Genomic DNA, 18,253 nt, shown 5'->3' with positions numbered 1-18,253 from the left:
GAAAAGACGTGAGATTTCAGCAACTCAGTGAGCCCGATGCGGATTCGCACAAAACATCTGCACGCAGTTCAGCTATGAATACAGTTGGAGCAGACGCACTGCTCCGGGGCTTAGTAACCCCTGTTGGCGGTTGGTGTCGGCCGTGACGATGCCACACTCCTTGACCCTATGGTCGGGGAGCCCTTGGCGTATGTTCAGGGCTTCTCGCCTAAAGGCCATGGGGCCGTCTAGTCACGGTTACTAACTTGTATATTTCTCCTGCATCCAAATTGACTTTACTGCATAATGTGGATGTGCAGGTGGGAGACCGCTTTTAACTTGGTGCCTTGACACCTTCGGGGAGCTTGGCTCCCCATCTGGTTTAATCCTTAGCCCGAACAGTCGCCGGATCTCAGAGATCGCATTTCACAAGTTGGGGCGCATTAAACAGGAGGGGAAATGACCCGTCATGTGACCACAGACTCACTCGCCTTCCAGACTTTGAGTATCGACATTTCAAAAGGATGGTTCAATGTTTTTCTGCATCCGGTCGGACTAAAAGAACGCTTTGATAACAATGTGGCGGGAATTCGCCAGTTTATCCGCTGGCTGAAGCCTGCCACAGTCACCATAGCTGTTATGGAAGCAACGGGTGGCCTGGAGGCACCTGTGTTTAATGCATTACAATACGCAGGTTATGATGTGGCACGGATAAACCCACGATGGATACGGGATTTCGCCAAAGCATCGGGACGTAGTTCCAAAACAGACGAACAGGATGCCCGTTTCATCGCTTTATATGGCGCTACCATGCAGCCGCCGCCGAGTAAGTCGACTGACCAGAAATCCGAAGCGTTCCGGGCTTTATGTGTTCGCAGACGCCAAATCCTTGACATGAAAACTCAGGAGATCAATCGTCAGAAGCAAACACGCGATAGCACAATTGCGCGCTGTATCCGGAGCATAATTGCACTGCTTGATAAGCAACTGGCAATGCTGGAAACCACAATCGACACGATGATCCGTCAGGATATAGAGTGGTGCCGTCGGCGTGACATCATACAGAGCATACCCGGCTTTGCAGCAACAACAGCGCGGACGCTGATTGCCGACCTTCCCGAGTTAGGATCGCTAAACAACAAACAGGTTGCGGCCCTTTTAGGTGTGGCGCCAATTAATCGTGACAGTGGGAAACATCAAGGTTATCGTGCTATTGGAGGGGGACGTTCGCGCGTGCGCCACGTTCTGTATATGGCAACCATGGGAGCTGCCACCCGCAATAATCGTCGTCTGAATGCAATCTATAAAAAGCTTCTGGCTGCTGGAAAAAAGCCCAAGGTCGCTATCGTGGCCGTCATGCGCAAGGTGCTTGTTATCATCAATACAATGATCAGAAACAACGAAACATGGAAAGCCGAGACCCTGCAAACTGCTTGACTTCTAATACAGTCGCTCCCCGATCACCAGGAGTCAGAGAGTTTTATTGCAGGGGCGAACCGCAGAAACTCTTCTAAAGAAGGGGAATGACCGTGAAAGCACCCGTCGAACTTGACCCCGATGTGGATGATCTGGCCCCGTCCGGCCATGTTATCACCGCCTATGACGAGCAGCACTTTGTGACCTATCTGCGTATTCTGGACGCCAAGTCCGAGGAAGCCGACTGGAGGGAAGTGGCGCGAATAGTTCTGCACCGCGATCCGGCATCAGATGAGATGCGCACCCGACGATGCTGGCAGAGCCATCTGGAACGCGCTCAATGGCTGTCGCGAGAAGGTTACAGGCAAATACTGGAACAGGCTGCGGCAAACAGGAATCGTTGAGATTGCCTCATTTGACTTTTGGTCGTGCAATCGGCTTGACCGGATAATGCAGAAGCATCCGATACCCCCCGCGCATCATCCTGATGCCGTGGGCAACAAGACGACGTGCCTTGTTCTTGCGCGGATCAGTCTCGAAATCTTCCTTGTTGCCACGGAAACCGAGCAGGACTTCGGCAACGGCGCGATAGCTTTCGCCGTGTAGCCGTGCGTCCAGCGCCCGTAGCGACAGAAGGTGCCATTGTCGAAGCTGTGCTGGCATGGCGCGAACATCCGGCCCCGGAGAGCGGCCTGTCAGGCACCTCCAGAAACGGCGGGCCGCGTGGGCGCGTAATTCCATGAACTCGTCCATGGGCAGAATTGCAGCATAGAAAGCTGCCGCATCGATTGCGCCCTGCGGCAGCCAGAATTGATGCTCCATCCCACCGATACGCCAGATAGCGTGCCAGCCATCCGGCGCGCGGCGCAGGATCAGGCCATCGAGATGTGCAAGAGCGACAAGCCGCCCGCCATCGGAATCGTTCTGCTCGACCGGTGACAGAATAACGGCCTGCGGATTGAAATGCGGCGACCATAAAGGCAGTGCGCCGTCAGGCTGCGCGTCGGGGTCGTGTGCGAAATCGCACCCCCCAGCGGGAAGCAAAGGCGTCGACCTCATCTCCCGCGGGTTCTCTCCTCTGCGTGAGTCTCTCGACGTCACGGCGATAGTCTTCGTTGCGACGAAGATATTCCCAGGCGAAACCGGCGGGCGGAAGGCCTTTAATGCGTTTATAGGCCGCCGGAGTACGCCAATCTATGCTCTGCATGGCGCGTCCTCCCAAAGCCGAACGGCACAAGGCCACGTCCGACCTGAAAAGGCTGCGGTATTGAATGGTTTTGCGGTAGCGTGTGTAACGCGATAAGTGGATCGCCTAACCCGATCAATCCATTAAAGAATCTCTCGTTAGCACTGTTGCGCACCACATGGGAGACACCCTGACGACATTCCCGTGTCAGTGATCGAAGCCGAATGGCGAAAACGAACGACCGCGTGGTTCCGGGGCAGCCAAGAGCGCGGGCCGCAGCGACAAGGCGACCGCCATTACGGGCAACTCGGCGCACACGCCCGCAGCGAGGGGCTGATCGTGGTGACGAACAATATGAAGGAGTTCGTCCGCATGCCCGGCGTGCGGGTGGAGAACCGGGTGTAGCGGTTGCGGTGAGCGTGACGGCTTTCCTGCGGTATGAGAAAGGCCCCGACCTTGTGGTCGGGGCCTTTGTGCCGCGCCTCAGTCGCCGCGGCGACCGTTGGGGCGGGACCAGATGAGGGAGAAGGTGTCGCCTTCTTCGTCATCGAAGAGGTTGGCGTAGATCGGGGCGTTGAAGCTCGGATCGTCCAGCTTGAGGCCCAGATAGTCGCGGCCCTCGTTGGAGCGCTTGGACCAGGCGGCGCCGATTTCGGCGCGACCGACCTGAACCCGGTGGCTGGGGGCGTTCTCGCCGGTGGCGCGCAGGTCGGGAACGATGCGCACGCCGTTGGCCTTGACGCTTAGGGTGACGATTTCGCCGGTGAATTCGTTCGAGCCGGTCTTCTTGAAGGTGCCGATGGTTGCCATTTTAAGTCTCCGTTTTCGTTTCCGAGCCCGCACCATTGCGGCCGCTATGGCGATCGACAGGCCGGAGACGAACGCTGGCGCACCCCCGCAGGGGGCTGGACAGCACAGGAGGAACTTTCTTGTTCCGCCCGGAATGGCGGCTTTGCCGGCAGGGGAAGAAAGTTGTGACGACGCTATTGCGCTAAAGCGGTCGAAGCGCATCGCGCTGTTCTTCGGCCAGATCAGGCCATTGAAGAGACCGTTTGGAGCGGTCGAGACACGGGGGCTGAACGGAGACTGTGGCAACCTTTAGGCCCATCATTATGACCAGACGGATAACACCGGCCTTGCCTGTCGCTCTGCGTCTCAGACCATGCGCATCTCTCTTCCCGGCCTGCTCTAACGGCATTGCCCCCAACCGGGTTTGGTCAGTCCACAAACGCTGGCCCTGACCGTTCTGCGCTCCTGTAGGCCGCGTCTGCGCCTCAAGCTGATCCGATGCTTGCCAGCAATCGACCGCCATATTCCTGACGAAGATCGAAGATGATCCGTATCCGCGTCTGGTCGCCATCAACGGATCATTGCGGTTCAGGTGCGTGCAAGGTTCCCGTCCTCTGAAGCGGCTGCCGCCATGCCTACAACGCGCAGGAACGCCGTCACTCCAACCGCAATCGCCCCGATCATCGAGAAGATGAGCTGCCATGTCTCAGACGGCATCATGTGCTTGACGATAACGAGCGTTGCGTAAAACCCGGCCATCCCCGCCGGAGCGACGAAGGCCAGAGCAATCAGCAAACGCGCCTAGATCGGGCGGACCAGCATGAACAGGACCTGACCGACGGCCAGTGTCAGACCGGCGGCAACGAGACCGACAACGATGCCGCCGAGCCAGCCAGCTCCGGTGCCATAGGCCCAGGTGCCTGCGTTGAGGCCGATGAAGAACGGCAGGGCGAATACGGCGAGATTGAACAGCAGCCAGCACATGGTGCCGATAGCTGCGATGGAAACGAGGATCCCGAGAATGATCATGGTGGTGTCTCCGTACAAAAAGTTGGACGGTTGCGCCTTCCACCACCACCATGGCGCAACCACAACACAGCAACATTCCACTCACCGGGCGAGATGAGATAGCTTGTGAGGCCAGGCCTTCTGCGAATTCGCCACTTGAACAAGAAAGCCGATACGTCTGGTAGACCAGTATCGGCTCTACCTCTAAGATGATCATATTCTTGGGAGGAAGGCTGCGGGTTGAAGTCTATCGCAGAAATAGATTGGCCAGATTGAGCATCTGATGTCGATGGCGAATGGGCAACCTAGTCAGACGTTGATGAGCAGCTTCGCCACAAGGAGTGAGGTATCCAAACGCCATCCGATCAATGATCCCGTATTATGAGGACGTGATCTCGCTGGCTGAGAGCTACCATCTTGAGACTGGACTGCATTTGTCCGTGTATGGCGACATCGGTGAATTGTTCGGCGCCGTCACCTACGGTATCAAGTTTAACTAGGCCTACGCGCAGGGCTCGGGCGGCAGGCTCTAAACGATCATGTCGAGACTTCGGTAACGGGCCATCCCAGTCAAGCAAAGAGTGACGATCGCAGTAGCGCCGTCGTGCTGCCAGAGCGGTAATTCCGATGTGCCCATCTCATTGGCCTGCTCGACCGAGGCCTGCGACAGTCCTGACCACGGCATCATCGGAACCACGTCGCCGTTGGTACCTTGAAGATCTGTACTCAAGCAGGCGTTAACGATATCGTTCTGATGTAACGCTCAGGCACACTTGGCGATCAACAGAACTTTTGGGGAGAATTTTGTGCCATCCTTCCGGATCAGGTGAAAGATGACGCCGTAAAACAGTCCAAGTTTTATCCGCACCCCCACCGGGTCATTTCTCAGCGGCAATTAATAGGCAGGTGTCTGTTTTTTGACTTTAAGATGCGGCAAGAAACGCGTCACGGTTCGGGTATCTAGCTGCGGTATGCATGGGCAGCTGAGCTTGGTGCGATATAAATAAGATCAAGTCCCTCGTTGTGAAGAAGTAAATCAATCTCGATTAGCCTCACTCACTGACAGCTCACGAATCGTGGTTAGCAAAGGCGAGCGGTCATCCCGACGCCAAGCAAGAGCAACATTCAGCGTAGGCACAGGAGCGTGAAGCTCAATGACCCGCATTTTCTTTTCGTCAGTAGCGATCATATGACCCGTCACAAAAGTAACACCAATTCCAGCTTCCACTAAAGAAATGCAGCTTTGATTTTCCTGACATTCTTGGACGCGTGGTCGAAACCCTGCGGTAGAACATGCCCGAATGATTTCATCATGTATTGCCGGATGCTTATGCTTTGATGGGATAATAAACGTATCCGATGTGAACGCAGATAGTGAAAGAGAACCGCTATCGAAGTGTCGAAGCAAAATATGATCTGAGGGCAAGGCAAGCCGCATCACCTGTTCGTGCACGACGTAGACTTCAAGCATGGGATCCGAAGCTGGAGCAAGCAGAAAACCTGCATCAATCTCTGCTGACCGGAGCGATTTCAACTGAGCATCGGTTGGAAGCTCATGGATTGTAACATCAATGGCAGGATGGCGACTTCTAAAGTCTCGCATGACCTGAGGGAAAACTGTCTGCATAGCCAGCGTTGTGACGCCAATGGCAAATCGACCGCTCTGTTCACCAATTTCATGCCGGATTGCCCGTCGAACTTGATCAAGATGTTCGAGGAGCCCTTCTGATTCTCGATAAAGCAACGCCCCGGCTGAAGTAAGCGCAACTCGACGGGTTGTTCGCTCGAACAGCTTCACGCCCAGCTTGTGCTCAAGTTGAGCCACGACTTTTGTCACAACAGGTTGAGACATATTGAGCTGTTCGGCGGCCCTGTTGAAATTTAGTGTCGTTGCCACTCGGGTGAAGCAACGGAGTTCCTTGATTTCCATCTTCTATTAATTCTACATTGACATAAGTATATATTCGGTAATAGAAATTAAATTCCTAGTCAAGTGTTATATATAGACGCTGCGATCGGATGTGGCTGGTCGCATCTTGGCCGGCACAACACTGATATGTGCCGTCGACTCTCCCCGTGGGAGCACGCCAGACGGTGTGTGCACACGATCATAAGGTGTGAACGCTCTTAGTGTAGTGCAAAATGACGACTAACGTACAACTCAGCAAATCAAAATGTAAAAAGGAAACAGAATGACCAAGAACAAGATGACCTTAGGCTCTATTTGGACTGGCGATATTAAAGGTAACGGCAGGATCGAAGGCGATGGGTTCAGTATTGAGATTGGCATCCCTGCCGTGTACGGAGGCAGTGGTGCTGGGGCCGATCCGAAACAGTTGTTTGTCTCCTCTACGCTCGCTTGTTTTATTGCGTCACTGCGGGCGATCACGGACAACAAGAAGATTCCGGTGGAGCATCTTGAAGTCGTGACTGAGGCGACCACCGATGATAAGGATTTCTCAATCAAACATACTGCGAACGTAACACTTTCTCCAGGCTCTACCGACATGGACGTCATTGCCGCTGAGGCGGCAGTTCAGTCAGCTGAGAAAGTTTGCTTGATTGGGAATTTGGCGAAAAAGGCCGGTATTCCTGTCGATATCGTTACCTTGGTGACTGTTTCGGATAAATTTTAGGCGGTTGATCCGGATCTGGTGTGCGTACTGGGTAATGGGTTCATCTTGTATATCCAGCGTGGTAGCTGGCCCGTATGGGCAGACCTGCAAGGCCCGGGACTGGCCAGCTTGCGACAAAGCGCTCTAGCGCCGCCGGGTGCTCAACATCTGGTTTGTTTCTAGAGTAACATGGTCGGCCGCGCTAAGCCGTAAGCGCATCCAACAAGCCGACTACAGTGAAGCGGTGATCAGTTTGGCTGCTGCAGATACCGTGGCCAGCAGGTTAAGCTGGCCACGGTATCGGCGTCAGATCAAACAATAGGTTTTACCAGTAGCTCGCTCTTACGTCATTGTCTCCTCTGGCCCGGCAACGCAGCGGCGGGGATTCAAAAGGCATGATCGGCGTGATAAGACATTTGCGGTCACACATCTCACCGGCTGTCATCTGTAACGACTTGCCCCGAATTTACGCAATGAACAAAAAAAAACATCTCGATTTAGTTGATACTAGTAGACGCGATCAGGTTGATCGTTACCTGCCGCTTCCCGTGCGCCCCTATACCCGGCTGGCGCGGCTGAACCGGCAGGTTGGTATATGGCGCTTTTACCTCATTGGGCGCCCTTTTTCAGGCGCACATGGCCTGCCCGATCTACGTGATCTGCTGCTGTTTACACCTAAAACTATCACGCCTTTCAAGAGCACGGACGCAGTGATGCGTGGATACATCCAGGCATTTCAGTACGTTGCTCGTGGTCAAAATAAACGCGGAGTTCCACGTTTCGGGGCGAATGGTCAGCTGTAGGCAATTGCCAAAGCGCTCAGGTCGATATGTCCGAATTTACGGAGAGGATCTGGCGCTCTTGCAGTAGTGCGCAATGGCTTTAGCCGAACCGGCAGCACTCATGCGCTGCCGGTTCCGAAGCGATAGACCGGGATGCCCATCTTGCGGGCCTTATCGGCCAGGTTGTCCTGAATGCCCGTGCCAGGGAAGATGATGACTCCGATCGGCATGATGCCGAGCATCTGGTCGTTACGCTTGAATGGTGCGGCCTTGGCATGTTTCGCCCAGTCGGGTTTGAATGCGACCTGTGCGACCTTGCGATTATTGGCCCAGGTGGCAGCGATGCGTTCCGCGCCCTTGGGCGATCCACCGTGCATCAGCACCATGTCTGGGTGCTTGGCGTGGACCTGATCGAGCTTGGCCCAGATCGTGCGATGATCGGTGGTGTCGCCACCCGAGAAGGCGATTTTCGGTCCGGCGGGCAGCAGCACCTCGTTGTCGGCCCGGCGTTTTGCGGCGATGAAGTCGCGGCTGTCGATCATGGCCGAAGTCATCTGGCGATGGTTGACCCGTGAGCCGGAGCGTTGCGACCAGGGTGTTCCGGTGGTACGCAGATAGATGTCGGCGGCGGTATCGCGGAAGGTTTCCATACTGTCGCGGCGCTCGATCAGGCTTTGGCCCGCGCCGATCAGGGTTTCAAGCTGGACGGATTTGACCTCGCTGCCGTCCTGTTCACGCTGAAGGCGCTTCTGTGCCTGCTCGTTATCGTCGAGTTTGGTCTCGATCCACTCGACAGCGCGGTGGAAGGTGTTGACGGTGGACCAGAGGATTTCGTCGAGGTCGAAATCGAGGCTGGTGTCGGCCATGGTGGAAATCAGGGCGTCGAAGATGTCGGAGACTGCGCCCTGGATGACGTGATCTTCGGGTGTGATCCGGGGATCGGCCTCGTCTTCCGAGGGGCGGTAGCCGTAGAGTTCAAGTTCTTCGATGGCATGGCCGGTCGGGGACGTGCTGTAATCGGGTTCGAAATCGTCGTGCGCGTACATGGGATTCTTCCGTCAGTTGGACCGCGACCGTCGCGGCCTTCATGGCGACGAAAGCCCACGGGCGCTCCGGTCTGGCAGCGCGAGCCTCTGGCGAGTGCCTTGATGGCAAAGCCCGGCTGATTTGTTTCGCGCTGTAAAGGCGGCTCCGCCGCCGACGGAAATCAGTCGGGCGCCGCCATTGCCTGACCGGAGCGTTTGTGGGCCGATCGCCCTCTCGGAAGGCCAAGGCGCGGTCCTCTGCTGATGACAGGATGCAGCCAATGCGCATGACAGGATCGGAACGCCCCGATCACGGCCCCGCACCAGCTATGCGATTGAAGCGATGAAGCGGCTGACGTCCTCGGGAGCGATTTGCACCCGGACCTCTGCCCGAACGGCATCCAGCCCGTAAGTTGCGAGATCTTCGTTGAAGTCCCCCATCATGGGCGAGAGCGTCATGGTCTCGATCCCGACCTCGTGCGCCCGGTCCACCAGGCTATCACCTGCGCTGTCACCTGCCGGATCGTCATCCCGGACGATATAGAGCCTGCGCAGTTGCAGCGGGAACAGGATGGCGGCGAGATGCCCGGCCGAGAGTGCTGAAGCCATCGGCATGGTGGGCAGAGCCTGACGCAGCGACAGGATGGTTTCGATACCTTCCCCCGCTGCCATGACATCCCTCACGCACCCGAAACGAACCGCATGTCCGAGCAGGTCGCCCATTGCCTTCCTTGGCGGATCGATGGATGCCTTGCCGGAACCGTCCGGGGCCAGCCATGTGCGGTGTGCGCCGGTGATCCTGCCATCGAGGTCGGTGACGGCGGCGATCATCGCGGGCCATGTTTCGGTCGGACCATCGTCCTCGGGCCGCCAGTAGCAGTTGGGATGGAAGCGCAGATTTGCGGTCTGGCGTAAATCCGTAATGCCGCGTCCGCGTAAATACGCTTCTGCGGTACTGCCGATCAGCGGCTGCGTCATGTGCCAGAGGCGGCGGGCGGCCTCGGACGATCCCGATGGTGCTGGCGTTCGGGACCGACGGGATGGTGGCTGTGGTTCAGGATGCGGCAGGCTAAGGAAGCGCCGGGCTTCTTCGGCAACGTCTGCGAAATCGATCAGACCGAGCGAGTCCCGGATCACGTCCAGCAGATCGCCATATTCACCTGTGGCCGAGTCCTGCCATTTACCGGCAATGCCTTTCACACTGTCGTGCAGCCGGACGAACATCGAGCGGCCAGCGGTGTTTCGGACATCGCCAACCTGCCAGTAGTTGCCCTGTTTGCGACCATTCCAAAGATAGTGACGGCACACCGCCTCGGCCTGTCGGCCGAGACGCTGCGCCAATTCGGAAGCGTTGAGACGCGCCATTATGCGGCCTCCCGCTCACCGATGCGTTCAACCGGGAAGCGGTCAAGCAGTTTGCCTGTGATCTCCGGTCCCATCGCGCCGACCGGCACGAAGAAGCGCAGTTTCCACGAGATGATCTCGCTGAAGAGGCCATAGGCCCGCAGCCGGTCGCGCATTGCGTCAGTAAAGCCGGCCAGTTCGATCCGGTTGGCGCCCATGACACGGACGCGGCGCAGTTGCAGCCCCTCGGCGAGATCAAGGATCGTGCGACCTTCGATCAGCGCGGCATAGGCGGCATCGGGTGTCAGGCTGCTGGTAACGCCACTGGTCGAGGCATTGGCAGCCCATGCCGGCGATACCCGGCGACCGATGATGCGTTCGCCCTCGTCAGTCTGCAGCCGATAGATGCGGGAGGAGTCCTGCGGCAGCCGTTTCCAGATCGGCAGAAGCAGCCCAGTCACCATATGCAGAATGCTGTCGGTGAACTCCGGCACCTCGGCCAGTTCCGCCTTCCAGGCCACGGTTAAGGCGGCACGGTCGGCCTCAAGCCAATGGGTTTCGCCCATCGCCCGAACCGGAATGTTCATCGCCTCCATGGGCCGGATCAGCCGCACGCGCCGTTCGATCTCGCCGTCATCCAGCATGACGCTGGTGGTCGGGATCTGCACGGCGGCACGACCGGATCGCTCGTTGATAAGCAATCTTGCGCGCGGATCATCCAGTTCAGCCAAGGCGGCATCGAGCGTGACCGGCTGATTGCGTTTGCGCTCTGTGAGCGTCAGGAGCCGGGTTTCTGCTCCGGTGCCCGGATGGGTGTGGATCACCTGCCGGTCGGTGACGATGAAGCTTTCGGCCTTCAGCGTTTCCAGCCCCATGTCATAGGTGCCGGATGCAATCGCCCCGTCGATCCGTGACTGCAGAAGCTGCTCGAAGGCCGAGAACAGGATGCCCTGCAATTCGATGGTCAGCGCCAGCAGGCGGTTGAGGAAGGTGGTGATTGGCGGCAGGTCGTCCTTCACACCGTTGCTGTCCATCAGCTTCAGGCCGGTGGCGGATTCAAACCGTTCGAGCGAGCAGCCCTCGACCTTGCCGCGCACGATCAGCAGATAGAGCTGGCGCAACGCATCGCGGGCATAGGCGGATTCGAGGTTGTCCTCGGGACGCAACAGCCCCTGACCGCCGGTCTGACGCTGGCCGCGTGTGATCGCGCCCAGCGTGTCGAGACGGCGGGCGATGGTCGAAAGGAAGCGCTTCTCGGCTTTGACATCCGTGGCGATGGGCCGGAACAGCGGCGGCTGCGCCTGATTGGTGCGGTTGGTGCGCCCGAGCCCCTGAATGGCGGCATCTGCCTTCCAGCCCGGTTCCAGCAGGTAATGCACGCGCAGCCGCTGGTTTTTCGCCGAGAGTTCGGCGTGATAGCTGCGTCCCGTGCCACCGGCATCCGAGAAGATCAGGATACGCTTCTGGTCATCCATGAAGGCCGAAGTCTCGGCAAGGTTGGTGGAAGGCGCTCGGTTCTCGACCGCAAGGCGGGCCGATGCCCCGTTGCCCTTGCGCACGATCCGACGCGAACGGCCTGTGACCTCCGCCACCATATCTGTGCCGAAACGCTGGACGATCTGGTCGAGCGCCCCCGGCACTGGTGGAAGCGAACCCAGTTGCTCCAGCATCTCGTCGCGCCGCGCTACCGCCTCGCGGCATTGCACCGGCTGACCATCGCGGAAGACGGGGCGTGACGAGAGGTTTCCCTCGCCGTCGGTGAAGGGTTCATAGAGCTGCACCGGGAAGGAATGCTGCAAATACGAGCCGACATACTCCCTGGGCGTCACATCGACGGAAATATCATTCCACTCCTCGGTCGGGATCTCGGACAGCCGCCGTTCCATCAGGGCTTCGCCAGTCGAGACGATCTGGATGACGGCCGCGTGGCTCGCTTCCAGATCGGCCTCGATGGACCGGATCAGGGTCGGGGTTTTCATGGAAGTTAGCAGATGGCCGAAGAAGCGTTGCTTGGTGCTTTCGAAAGCCGAACGGGCGGCAGACTTCGCCTGCCGGTTCAACGTCCCCTCGCTGCCCGTGATATTTGCGGCTTCCATCGCCGCGTCCAGATTCCCATGAATCACGGCGAAGGCGGCAGCATATGAGTCGTAGATGTGCCGCTGTTCGTCCGTGAGCTGATGCTCGATCAGTTCATATTCGACGCCATCATAGGAGAGCGAGCGGGCGGTATAGAGGCCGAGGGATCGCAGATCGCGGGCCAGCACCTCCATGGCCGCGACGCCACCGGCTTCGATCGCCTCCACGAACTCGGCACGGGTGTGGAACTGAAAATCCTCACCGCCCCAGAGACCGAGGCGCTGTGCATAGGCAAGATTGTGGACGGTGGTGGCGCCGGTCGCCGAGACATAGACCACGCGGGCATCGGGCAGCGCGTGCTGGAGCCGCAGGCCCGCACGTCCCTGCTGCGAGGCGGCGACATCGCCGCGCTCGCCTTTTCCGCCACCGGCATTCTGCATGGAATGGCTCTCGTCGAATATAATGGCTCCATCGAAATCAGCCCCCAACCATTCGACGATCTGCTTGACGCGAGAAACCTTCTCACCCCGGTCGTCGGAGCGAAGCGTGGCATAGGTGGTGAAAAGGATGCCTTCTGACAGCGTGATCTTTGCGCCTTGAGGGAAGCGTGACAGAGGCGTGACAAGAAGCCGTTCCATGCCGAGGGCTGACCAATCGCGCTGCGCGTCCTCGATCAGCTTGTCGGATTTGGAGATCCAGATCGCCTTGCGGCGTCCGCGAAGCCAGTTGTCGAGAATGATGGCGGCAGACTGGCGGCCCTTGCCAGCGCCGGTTCCGTCCCCGAGCATGAAGCCCCGGCGAAAGCGGACCGATCCGGCAGCATCTTCGGGCGCGGCGCTCACATTGTCGAAATGCTCGTCCACGGTCCATGCGCCGGCGAGATGATCGCCATGGGCTTCACCGGCATAGATCACCGTTTCAAGCTGGGCATCCGACAGACGCGCGCAGATGTCAGCGGGCAGCATGGGCCGATAGGACGGCTTCGGCGGTGCGACCGAGGCCATGGCGGCGGATTGCACCAGCTTGGTCGGATGCGACTGCGCGCCAACAATGCGCAGCGATTGCAGCGCATATTCCTCATAGATGGCGTCGGACAGACGAGCGCCCTCCGGTGGCGTCCAGTCCACGGTCCCATAGGCAAGTTCGACGCCCTCGGGATCATTGGCGGGAGCCGAGGCAGGCCGCGCAGCTGTCGCACGGGCAAGATAGCCCCGCACGGTTTTCGGAGCGGCGGTCGAAGCGGACACCACGATCTTCGGCAATGATACCGGCGAACGCTGCGGGACATGCGCCTCGATCCATCCGATCAGCGTGGCAACATCAGGCGCGATCCCCGGTGAGGCCGGGAAACTGGCCGGATCGTCGGCGGGCAGTTTGTCGATGACCGTCAGCCGCGTGTCGATTGTGGTGCCGTGCTTTGCATAGACCGCGCCATCGACGGCGGCGGTGAACGCCACACGGCCACGGGCCTGCAAGCGGATGAAAGCGTCCCGCCAGGCCGGAGCCTCGGGGCCAAAGCCTGCGCCGGTGATCGTCACCAGCCGACCGCCAGGAGCAAGACGGGCCAGTGCCGAGGCAACATGCCGGTAGGCCGCATCAGCGACACGCCCGCTGACATTGGCCATGACCGAGAATGGCGGGTTCATCAGCACTACGGACGGGACGGCATCCGTGGCCAGATGATCGTCGATCTGGGCGGCGTCGAACCGGGTGACGGCGAAGGCCGGAAAGAGCGAAGACAGAAGATTGGCGCGGGTATCGGCGAGTTCGTTGAGGATAAGCGAGCCGCCGATGGTCTTCGCCAGGATCGCGAGAAGGCCGGTACCCGCCGATGGCTCCAGCACCCTGTCATCAGGTGTGATTGCGGCAGCCGTCATAGCGGCAAGGCCGAGCGGGATCGGCGTCGAAAACTGCTGGAAGTCCTGGCTTTCCTCGGAGCGCCGGGTCTGCGTGGGCAACAGCGCCGCGATCTTTGCCAGCACGGAAATCCGTGCAGCCGGAGATGCGGCTTTACGGAAAAGCGCCTTTCCGTATTTGCGTAAGAAAAGGACGGTGGCGACTTCACAAGCCTCATAAGCCAGCTTCCAGTCCCAGACGCCGGCAGCGTCGGACGCGCCGAAGGCCGCTTCCATAGCGCCGCGCAATGTGACGGCATCGACGCGCTCACCGCGTTCTAGATGGGGGAGCAAATGATTGGCCGCAGCCAAAATCGCGGGCGCAGCCGCCAGCGGCGTGACCGGATCGGTCACGGGAAACACCATGTTCATGTAGATAACCTCGGGAGAGCGGGAGGGAGAAGCCCGGACAGCGCTCTCTCTCGACCGCCGCGGCTCAACCCCTTCCGGCCCCCCTCTGGCTCTTGAAGCGCCTGTGTTTTATCGGCGGCGGATCATTTTGGTCACTTACCCTTAAGCTCCATCGAGACTATAATGGACGCGATTGGCGGCTACATCGGAAGCAAGTCGCGACGAATTTGGACGATACTGCACGATGACTTCTGCAACTCACAATGATCTGACAGATATACACAAAGGCGATTGGGTGGATCGCATTCTCCCGCAAGTCATGCGTCCCTACACAAGACTTGCAAGACTGGATCGTCCGGTCGGCATCTGGCTGACGCTGTTTCCTTGCTGGGCTGCCCTGTTCCAGGCAGCACATGGCCTGCCGGATTTGCGCGATCTGGTGGTATTCACGCTGGGTGCCTTCCTGATGCGCAGCGCCGGCTCGACCATCAACGACATGGCCGACCGGAATTTCGACGGGCATGTCGAGCGCACGCGGTTTCGGCCTTTGGCGAATGGTGAACTCAGCCTGTTCCGCGCCCTGATGTTTCTCGCCGTGCAACTGGCGCTGGCCGCGGCGCTGCTGTTCTTCCTCGCCCCCTTCGCCCGACTGCTCGCCGTAGGCGTCCTGCCACTGGTGGTGCTTTACCCCTTCTGCAAGCGCTTTACGCATTGGCCGCAGGCGGTGCTGGGCGCAGCCTTTAACTGGGGAATGCTGGTCGCATGGGCGCAGATCGCCGGGCATGTGCCGGCGGGCGCGGTGCTGATGTGGGCCGGAGCCATTGCATGGCAGATCGGCTATGACACGACCTATGGCTATGTCGATGTGAAGGACGACAGGCGGCTGGGCCTCAAGTCCACCGCTATCCTCTTCGGCGCGCACGGCAAGCCGTTGATCGGCCTGTTTTATGCGTTGACGGTGCTGGCATGGTCGGCCGGCGGCTGGCTTCTGGGCATGTCATGGCCCTACGCGGTGGGCATGGTGGTGATCGCTGCGCATCTGGGCTGGCAGGCATTGCGGTTTGACATCGCGCGCCCGGAAATCAACTTCCGGCTGTTCCTTGCCAATATTTTCACCGGCGCACTGCTGGCTGTTGCAGCCTTCGCGGGAGCGTTCTGATCTCTCCGGGGCCAGCGCAAATGACGTGGGCGTGCCCTCACTCGTAAAAGCATAAAGGCGCCCCAACTGGCTGCTGGGGCGCCTTTGTCATCATCCGAAGCGGCGACCGACCTCGGTAAAGGTGTATTCATAGGCGGCGATGGCTTCATCGATGGCCTCGTCCGAGGACAGATAAGCATATTCGCGTTCAAGCTGGCGGTAGAGCCAGCGGGCCAGATCGCGCAGCGCCTCGATGATCGTCTCCTCGGCATCAGCGGTCATGTCCTGCCGGGTCGGGCTGTCGCGCTCGACCGAGATCGACATGCAGTATTCGTGATAATAATGGCCACGATGGCGGGCATCGGCGCGAAGCTGATAGAAATTGCGGCGCTGGATCGCCTGAAGGGTATCGGCGATGCGGTGCAGTTCGGTGTCCTGCGGGGCGTATTCCCGGATCAGGCGTGGCGCATGTTTCCGGTAGGAGTAACCGGATTCAAAGCAGGCACCGTCACCTTGTGACCAGAAGCCCCGGAACCAGATGCAGGGTTCCTGCCGTGTGCCGCCGCCCATCAACCGGATGGTGCGGGTCTTGAGGTTCAGCCCGAGGATGTCCGCGATGCGCTGGAAATCTTCATAGACGGCATCGTACCAGTCATAGTCGAAGCCGCCCTCACGATACCAGGCGCGGGCCTTGTCCTTCGCCGCATCGGACAATTCGCCCAGGCGATACACGGTGGTTTCGATGATCTCAGGCATAGGGATCTCTCCCTTCCAGAACCGAGGAAAGCCAACCATCGGTATAGATCCAATCGACCGTTTCGCCGGTAGCAAGATCGAGGACGTGCGCCCCACCGCCAAATCCGTCGATGCGCGGTTTCGAGCAGCTGTTTGCGTACTGGAAACCCCATAATCCGCTCAGGCCAAACTCGGCAGCGCAGCGTTTGACGAATTGGACAACATGCTCGGGATCGCCGGTGACATCATCGCGCATCCAGAGTTGCGTGCCGCCATGTTCTGGCTGGATGGATAGCAGGAAGCCTTCCGATGGCGGGTCTTCGGCGGCATTGTCATCCGCCAGAGCGTTGTAGAGATCAAGCGCGCGGGCAGCGTTTTCGGGGGTGCCCACGTCGAGGAGGCAGGAAAAGTGCGTGAAATAGTCGGCCATGACGGTCTCCGGACATGACATGGCTCGGCATAAGGCCGAGCCGAATGGGATTAAATGGGTGAAGCTCAGGCGGCCAGCGGCAGGCAAAGCAAATCGGCCGAGGTTTCGCGCCAGAAGGGATCGACCAATCGGGCCTCCAGCGCAGCGGCGCGGTAACGCAGCCGTCTCGCATCACCGGGGTCTGAGGCACGGAATGCCATACCGCGCAGGCGGCTGGCCTCGGTCACGATCCTGCGTGCCTCGGCATCGCATGAGACGGGCTGTTGCCAGAGGATAATGCCGGCGCGGATTTCACCGGCGAGGACGAGGCGCTGATCTCGGTCCTGAATGAGCATGATGCGCGGCTGAAAATACGGGAACCTGTCTGGCCCCGTGCAAATATCACCGCGCGCCACGCGCAAGGCCGCGGCCTGGATGGCCTCTTCCGGTGACGAGCATTCCCCAAGCGGGATCATGCGGTCGAAGCTGTTCGCCGCGTCACTGGCGTCATAGCTGGCCACGCCGAGGCACGAGATGCGCAGCGGCAGCTTTTGCGCTCGATAAAGCGCCGGCAGAACATCGGCAGCCAGAATATGACCGATGGAACGGAAGGTGTCAGAATGGGCAAAGGTCATCGGGATCACTCCATGACGGGCGCCGGTGAGCCTCTCTCTCCGACCCTCAACCCGTCACGGCCGAACGGCCCGCACTCTTCCTCTCTGACCGGGGGGCACCCCGGTTCCGCTGCCGGCGATGGGGATCATCGCAAGGCTGAAGGCCCGAAGCGCGGACTGCCGCACTCGGGCCGTCGGCGGTGAGGCGCTTTCGCGCCTTACTCCCACGGGTCCAGCTCCAGCTTCACCATGTCGTCGTCGCCGTCGAATTCGGCGGCGGGGCAAGCGGCGTGGGTGCCGTCCCCGGCTTGGAACACAACGATCGAAACCATCAGCGTGGTGGCGAGGCTGGCGGCGAAGGCGGTGGCATCTGCATAGGACATGGGTTCCGGCTCCTGTCTTTGGAGGCGGGGGACCATCCCCCGCGCGACAGGCGCCCGAAGTGTCTGACCGGATCTGCAATCACCCGAGGGCGTTCGGACTTTTTCCGAATCCCCGAGGGCAGCACGCGCGCGTAAGCCGACCCCTTTGGGGTTGAATGTCAAAGAGACGGATCGGACCAAGGTTTGCGAATGGAAGCGGGGGTGGTTTTTCGCATCTGAAAGAATGCCGGATACCCGTTGCAGATGCTCTGTCGCGCCAGCCTTGCCACCATGCTGGCTTCAGGATCATGTTCCCTTCAGGCCAGAGATGGCTGCCGCTTGTCCGTGTGCAGGGATGCACCGGGGCAGAGTGAAGCTGGAACAGTGGTAGTATTCAACGCGAAGAGTCCAAAGCAGATATTGAACCTGACAAATAAATAGCTTATGTTTTGATCGTCACAAAAGGAGATTTATGCACAGAGGCTTCGATTGAACCGCATTTAGCGGCATCGCTCGGCACATGGGTGCC

The 18,253-nt window shown here is 59.2% G+C and carries 16 protein-coding genes and 2 pseudogenes; 6 read left to right on the top strand and 12 right to left on the bottom strand.

Annotated elements, in window-relative coordinates:
- Nucleotides 1-438: 438 nt before the first annotated feature.
- Both JZX89_RS06835 and JZX89_RS06830 read left to right on the top strand, forming a co-directional pair.
- The gene (locus tag JZX89_RS06835) at nt 439-1,416 is read left to right on the top strand and encodes an IS110 family RNA-guided transposase (protein ID WP_151653382.1); all 978 of its coding nucleotides are present in this window, start codon (nt 439-441) and stop codon (nt 1,414-1,416) included.
- A gap of 92 nt (nt 1,417-1,508) precedes the next feature.
- Nucleotides 1,509-1,799 (top strand): DNA -binding domain-containing protein, encoded by a 291-nt coding sequence (locus JZX89_RS06830; RefSeq protein ID WP_151653380.1) that lies wholly within the window; start codon nt 1,509-1,511, stop codon nt 1,797-1,799.
- Between the two features lie 7 nt (nt 1,800-1,806).
- On the opposite strand, the gene JZX89_RS06825 is transcribed toward JZX89_RS06830, so the two are convergent.
- Both JZX89_RS06825 and JZX89_RS28515 read right to left on the bottom strand, forming a co-directional pair.
- The gene (locus JZX89_RS06825; RefSeq protein WP_210251525.1) at nt 1,807-2,454 is read right to left on the bottom strand and encodes a DUF2285 domain-containing protein; all 648 of its coding nucleotides are present in this window, start codon (nt 2,452-2,454) and stop codon (nt 1,807-1,809) included.
- Nucleotides 2,387-2,602 carry a transcriptional regulator domain-containing protein gene (locus JZX89_RS28515; RefSeq protein ID WP_151653376.1) on the bottom strand — a complete coding sequence of 72 codons (216 nt, stop codon included), beginning with the start codon at nt 2,600-2,602 and terminating at the stop codon, nt 2,387-2,389. Before JZX89_RS28515 ends, JZX89_RS06825 begins: the two co-directional genes overlap by 68 nt.
- 273 nt (nt 2,603-2,875) lie before the next feature.
- On the opposite strand from JZX89_RS28515, the pseudogene JZX89_RS06820 reads away from it, so the two are divergent.
- Nucleotides 2,876-2,986: pseudogene (locus JZX89_RS06820) on the top strand (VapC toxin family PIN domain ribonuclease); the annotation flags it as partial.
- Nucleotides 2,987-3,064: 78 nt separating this feature from the next.
- On the opposite strand, the gene JZX89_RS06815 reads toward JZX89_RS06820, so the two are convergent.
- The 3 genes and pseudogenes from JZX89_RS06815 to JZX89_RS06805 form a co-directional block, all read right to left on the bottom strand.
- A complete protein-coding gene (locus JZX89_RS06815) occupies nt 3,065-3,391 on the bottom strand; it encodes a DUF736 domain-containing protein (RefSeq protein WP_151653374.1) in 327 nt (108 codons plus the stop codon).
- A gap of 567 nt (nt 3,392-3,958) precedes the next feature.
- A pseudogene (locus tag JZX89_RS06810) lies at nt 3,959-4,399 on the bottom strand (hypothetical protein).
- Between the two features lie 1,015 nt (nt 4,400-5,414).
- The gene (locus tag JZX89_RS06805) at nt 5,415-6,308 is read right to left on the bottom strand and encodes a LysR family transcriptional regulator (protein WP_151653370.1); all 894 of its coding nucleotides are present in this window, start codon (nt 6,306-6,308) and stop codon (nt 5,415-5,417) included.
- A 262-nt stretch (nt 6,309-6,570) separates the two neighbouring features.
- Between JZX89_RS06805 and JZX89_RS06800 the strand changes: the two genes are divergently transcribed.
- A complete protein-coding gene (locus JZX89_RS06800; protein WP_207133575.1) occupies nt 6,571-7,014 on the top strand; it encodes an OsmC family protein in 444 nt (147 codons plus the stop codon).
- 452 nt (nt 7,015-7,466) lie between these two features.
- The gene (locus tag JZX89_RS28510; protein ID WP_235923539.1) at nt 7,467-7,796 is read left to right on the top strand and encodes a hypothetical protein; all 330 of its coding nucleotides are present in this window, start codon (nt 7,467-7,469) and stop codon (nt 7,794-7,796) included.
- A gap of 98 nt (nt 7,797-7,894) precedes the next feature.
- Here JZX89_RS28510 and JZX89_RS06790 read toward each other — a convergent pair whose 3' ends face one another.
- The 3 genes from JZX89_RS06790 to JZX89_RS06780 all read right to left on the bottom strand — a co-directional run bounded on the left by JZX89_RS06790 (nt 7,895) and on the right by JZX89_RS06780 (nt 14,487).
- The gene (locus JZX89_RS06790; protein WP_207133573.1) at nt 7,895-8,821 is read right to left on the bottom strand and encodes a DUF2493 domain-containing protein; all 927 of its coding nucleotides are present in this window, start codon (nt 8,819-8,821) and stop codon (nt 7,895-7,897) included.
- A 306-nt stretch (nt 8,822-9,127) separates the two neighbouring features.
- Nucleotides 9,128-10,165 (bottom strand): DUF7146 domain-containing protein, encoded by a 1,038-nt coding sequence (locus JZX89_RS06785; RefSeq protein ID WP_207133571.1) that lies wholly within the window; start codon nt 10,163-10,165, stop codon nt 9,128-9,130.
- Complete coding sequence (locus JZX89_RS06780; RefSeq protein WP_151653364.1) at nt 10,165-14,487, bottom strand: strawberry notch-like NTP hydrolase domain-containing protein; 4,323 nt, start codon at nt 14,485-14,487, stop codon at nt 10,165-10,167. The genes JZX89_RS06785 and JZX89_RS06780 overlap by 1 nt, the downstream gene beginning before the upstream one ends.
- Before the next feature lie 223 nt (nt 14,488-14,710).
- Here JZX89_RS06780 and ubiA point away from each other — a divergent pair, with 223 nt between their 5' ends.
- Nucleotides 14,711-15,625 carry a 4-hydroxybenzoate octaprenyltransferase gene (gene ubiA, locus JZX89_RS06775; protein ID WP_151653362.1) on the top strand — a complete coding sequence of 305 codons (915 nt, stop codon included), beginning with the start codon at nt 14,711-14,713 and terminating at the stop codon, nt 15,623-15,625.
- A gap of 90 nt (nt 15,626-15,715) precedes the next feature.
- Here ubiA and JZX89_RS06770 read toward each other — a convergent pair whose 3' ends face one another.
- The 4 genes from JZX89_RS06770 to JZX89_RS06755 all read right to left on the bottom strand — a co-directional run bounded on the left by JZX89_RS06770 (nt 15,716) and on the right by JZX89_RS06755 (nt 17,745).
- On the bottom strand, nt 15,716-16,360 hold the full coding sequence (locus JZX89_RS06770) for a DUF8835 domain-containing pootine (protein WP_151653360.1): 645 nt from the start codon (nt 16,358-16,360) through the stop codon (nt 15,716-15,718).
- On the bottom strand, nt 16,353-16,769 hold the full coding sequence (locus JZX89_RS06765) for a hypothetical protein (RefSeq protein WP_151653358.1): 417 nt from the start codon (nt 16,767-16,769) through the stop codon (nt 16,353-16,355). The genes JZX89_RS06770 and JZX89_RS06765 overlap by 8 nt, the downstream gene beginning before the upstream one ends.
- Before the next feature lie 65 nt (nt 16,770-16,834).
- On the bottom strand, nt 16,835-17,383 hold the full coding sequence (locus JZX89_RS06760) for a hypothetical protein (RefSeq protein ID WP_192800919.1): 549 nt from the start codon (nt 17,381-17,383) through the stop codon (nt 16,835-16,837).
- Nucleotides 17,384-17,580: 197 nt separating this feature from the next.
- On the bottom strand, nt 17,581-17,745 hold the full coding sequence (locus JZX89_RS06755) for a hypothetical protein (protein ID WP_010335706.1): 165 nt from the start codon (nt 17,743-17,745) through the stop codon (nt 17,581-17,583).
- Nucleotides 17,746-18,253 lie beyond the last annotated feature (508 nt).

Origin of the sequence: Agrobacterium burrii, assembly GCF_017313405.1 — a bacterium.
Classification (GTDB): Bacteria; Pseudomonadota; Alphaproteobacteria; order Rhizobiales; family Rhizobiaceae; genus Agrobacterium; species Agrobacterium burrii.
This window is presented reverse-complemented; position numbering and strand designations above follow the sequence as displayed.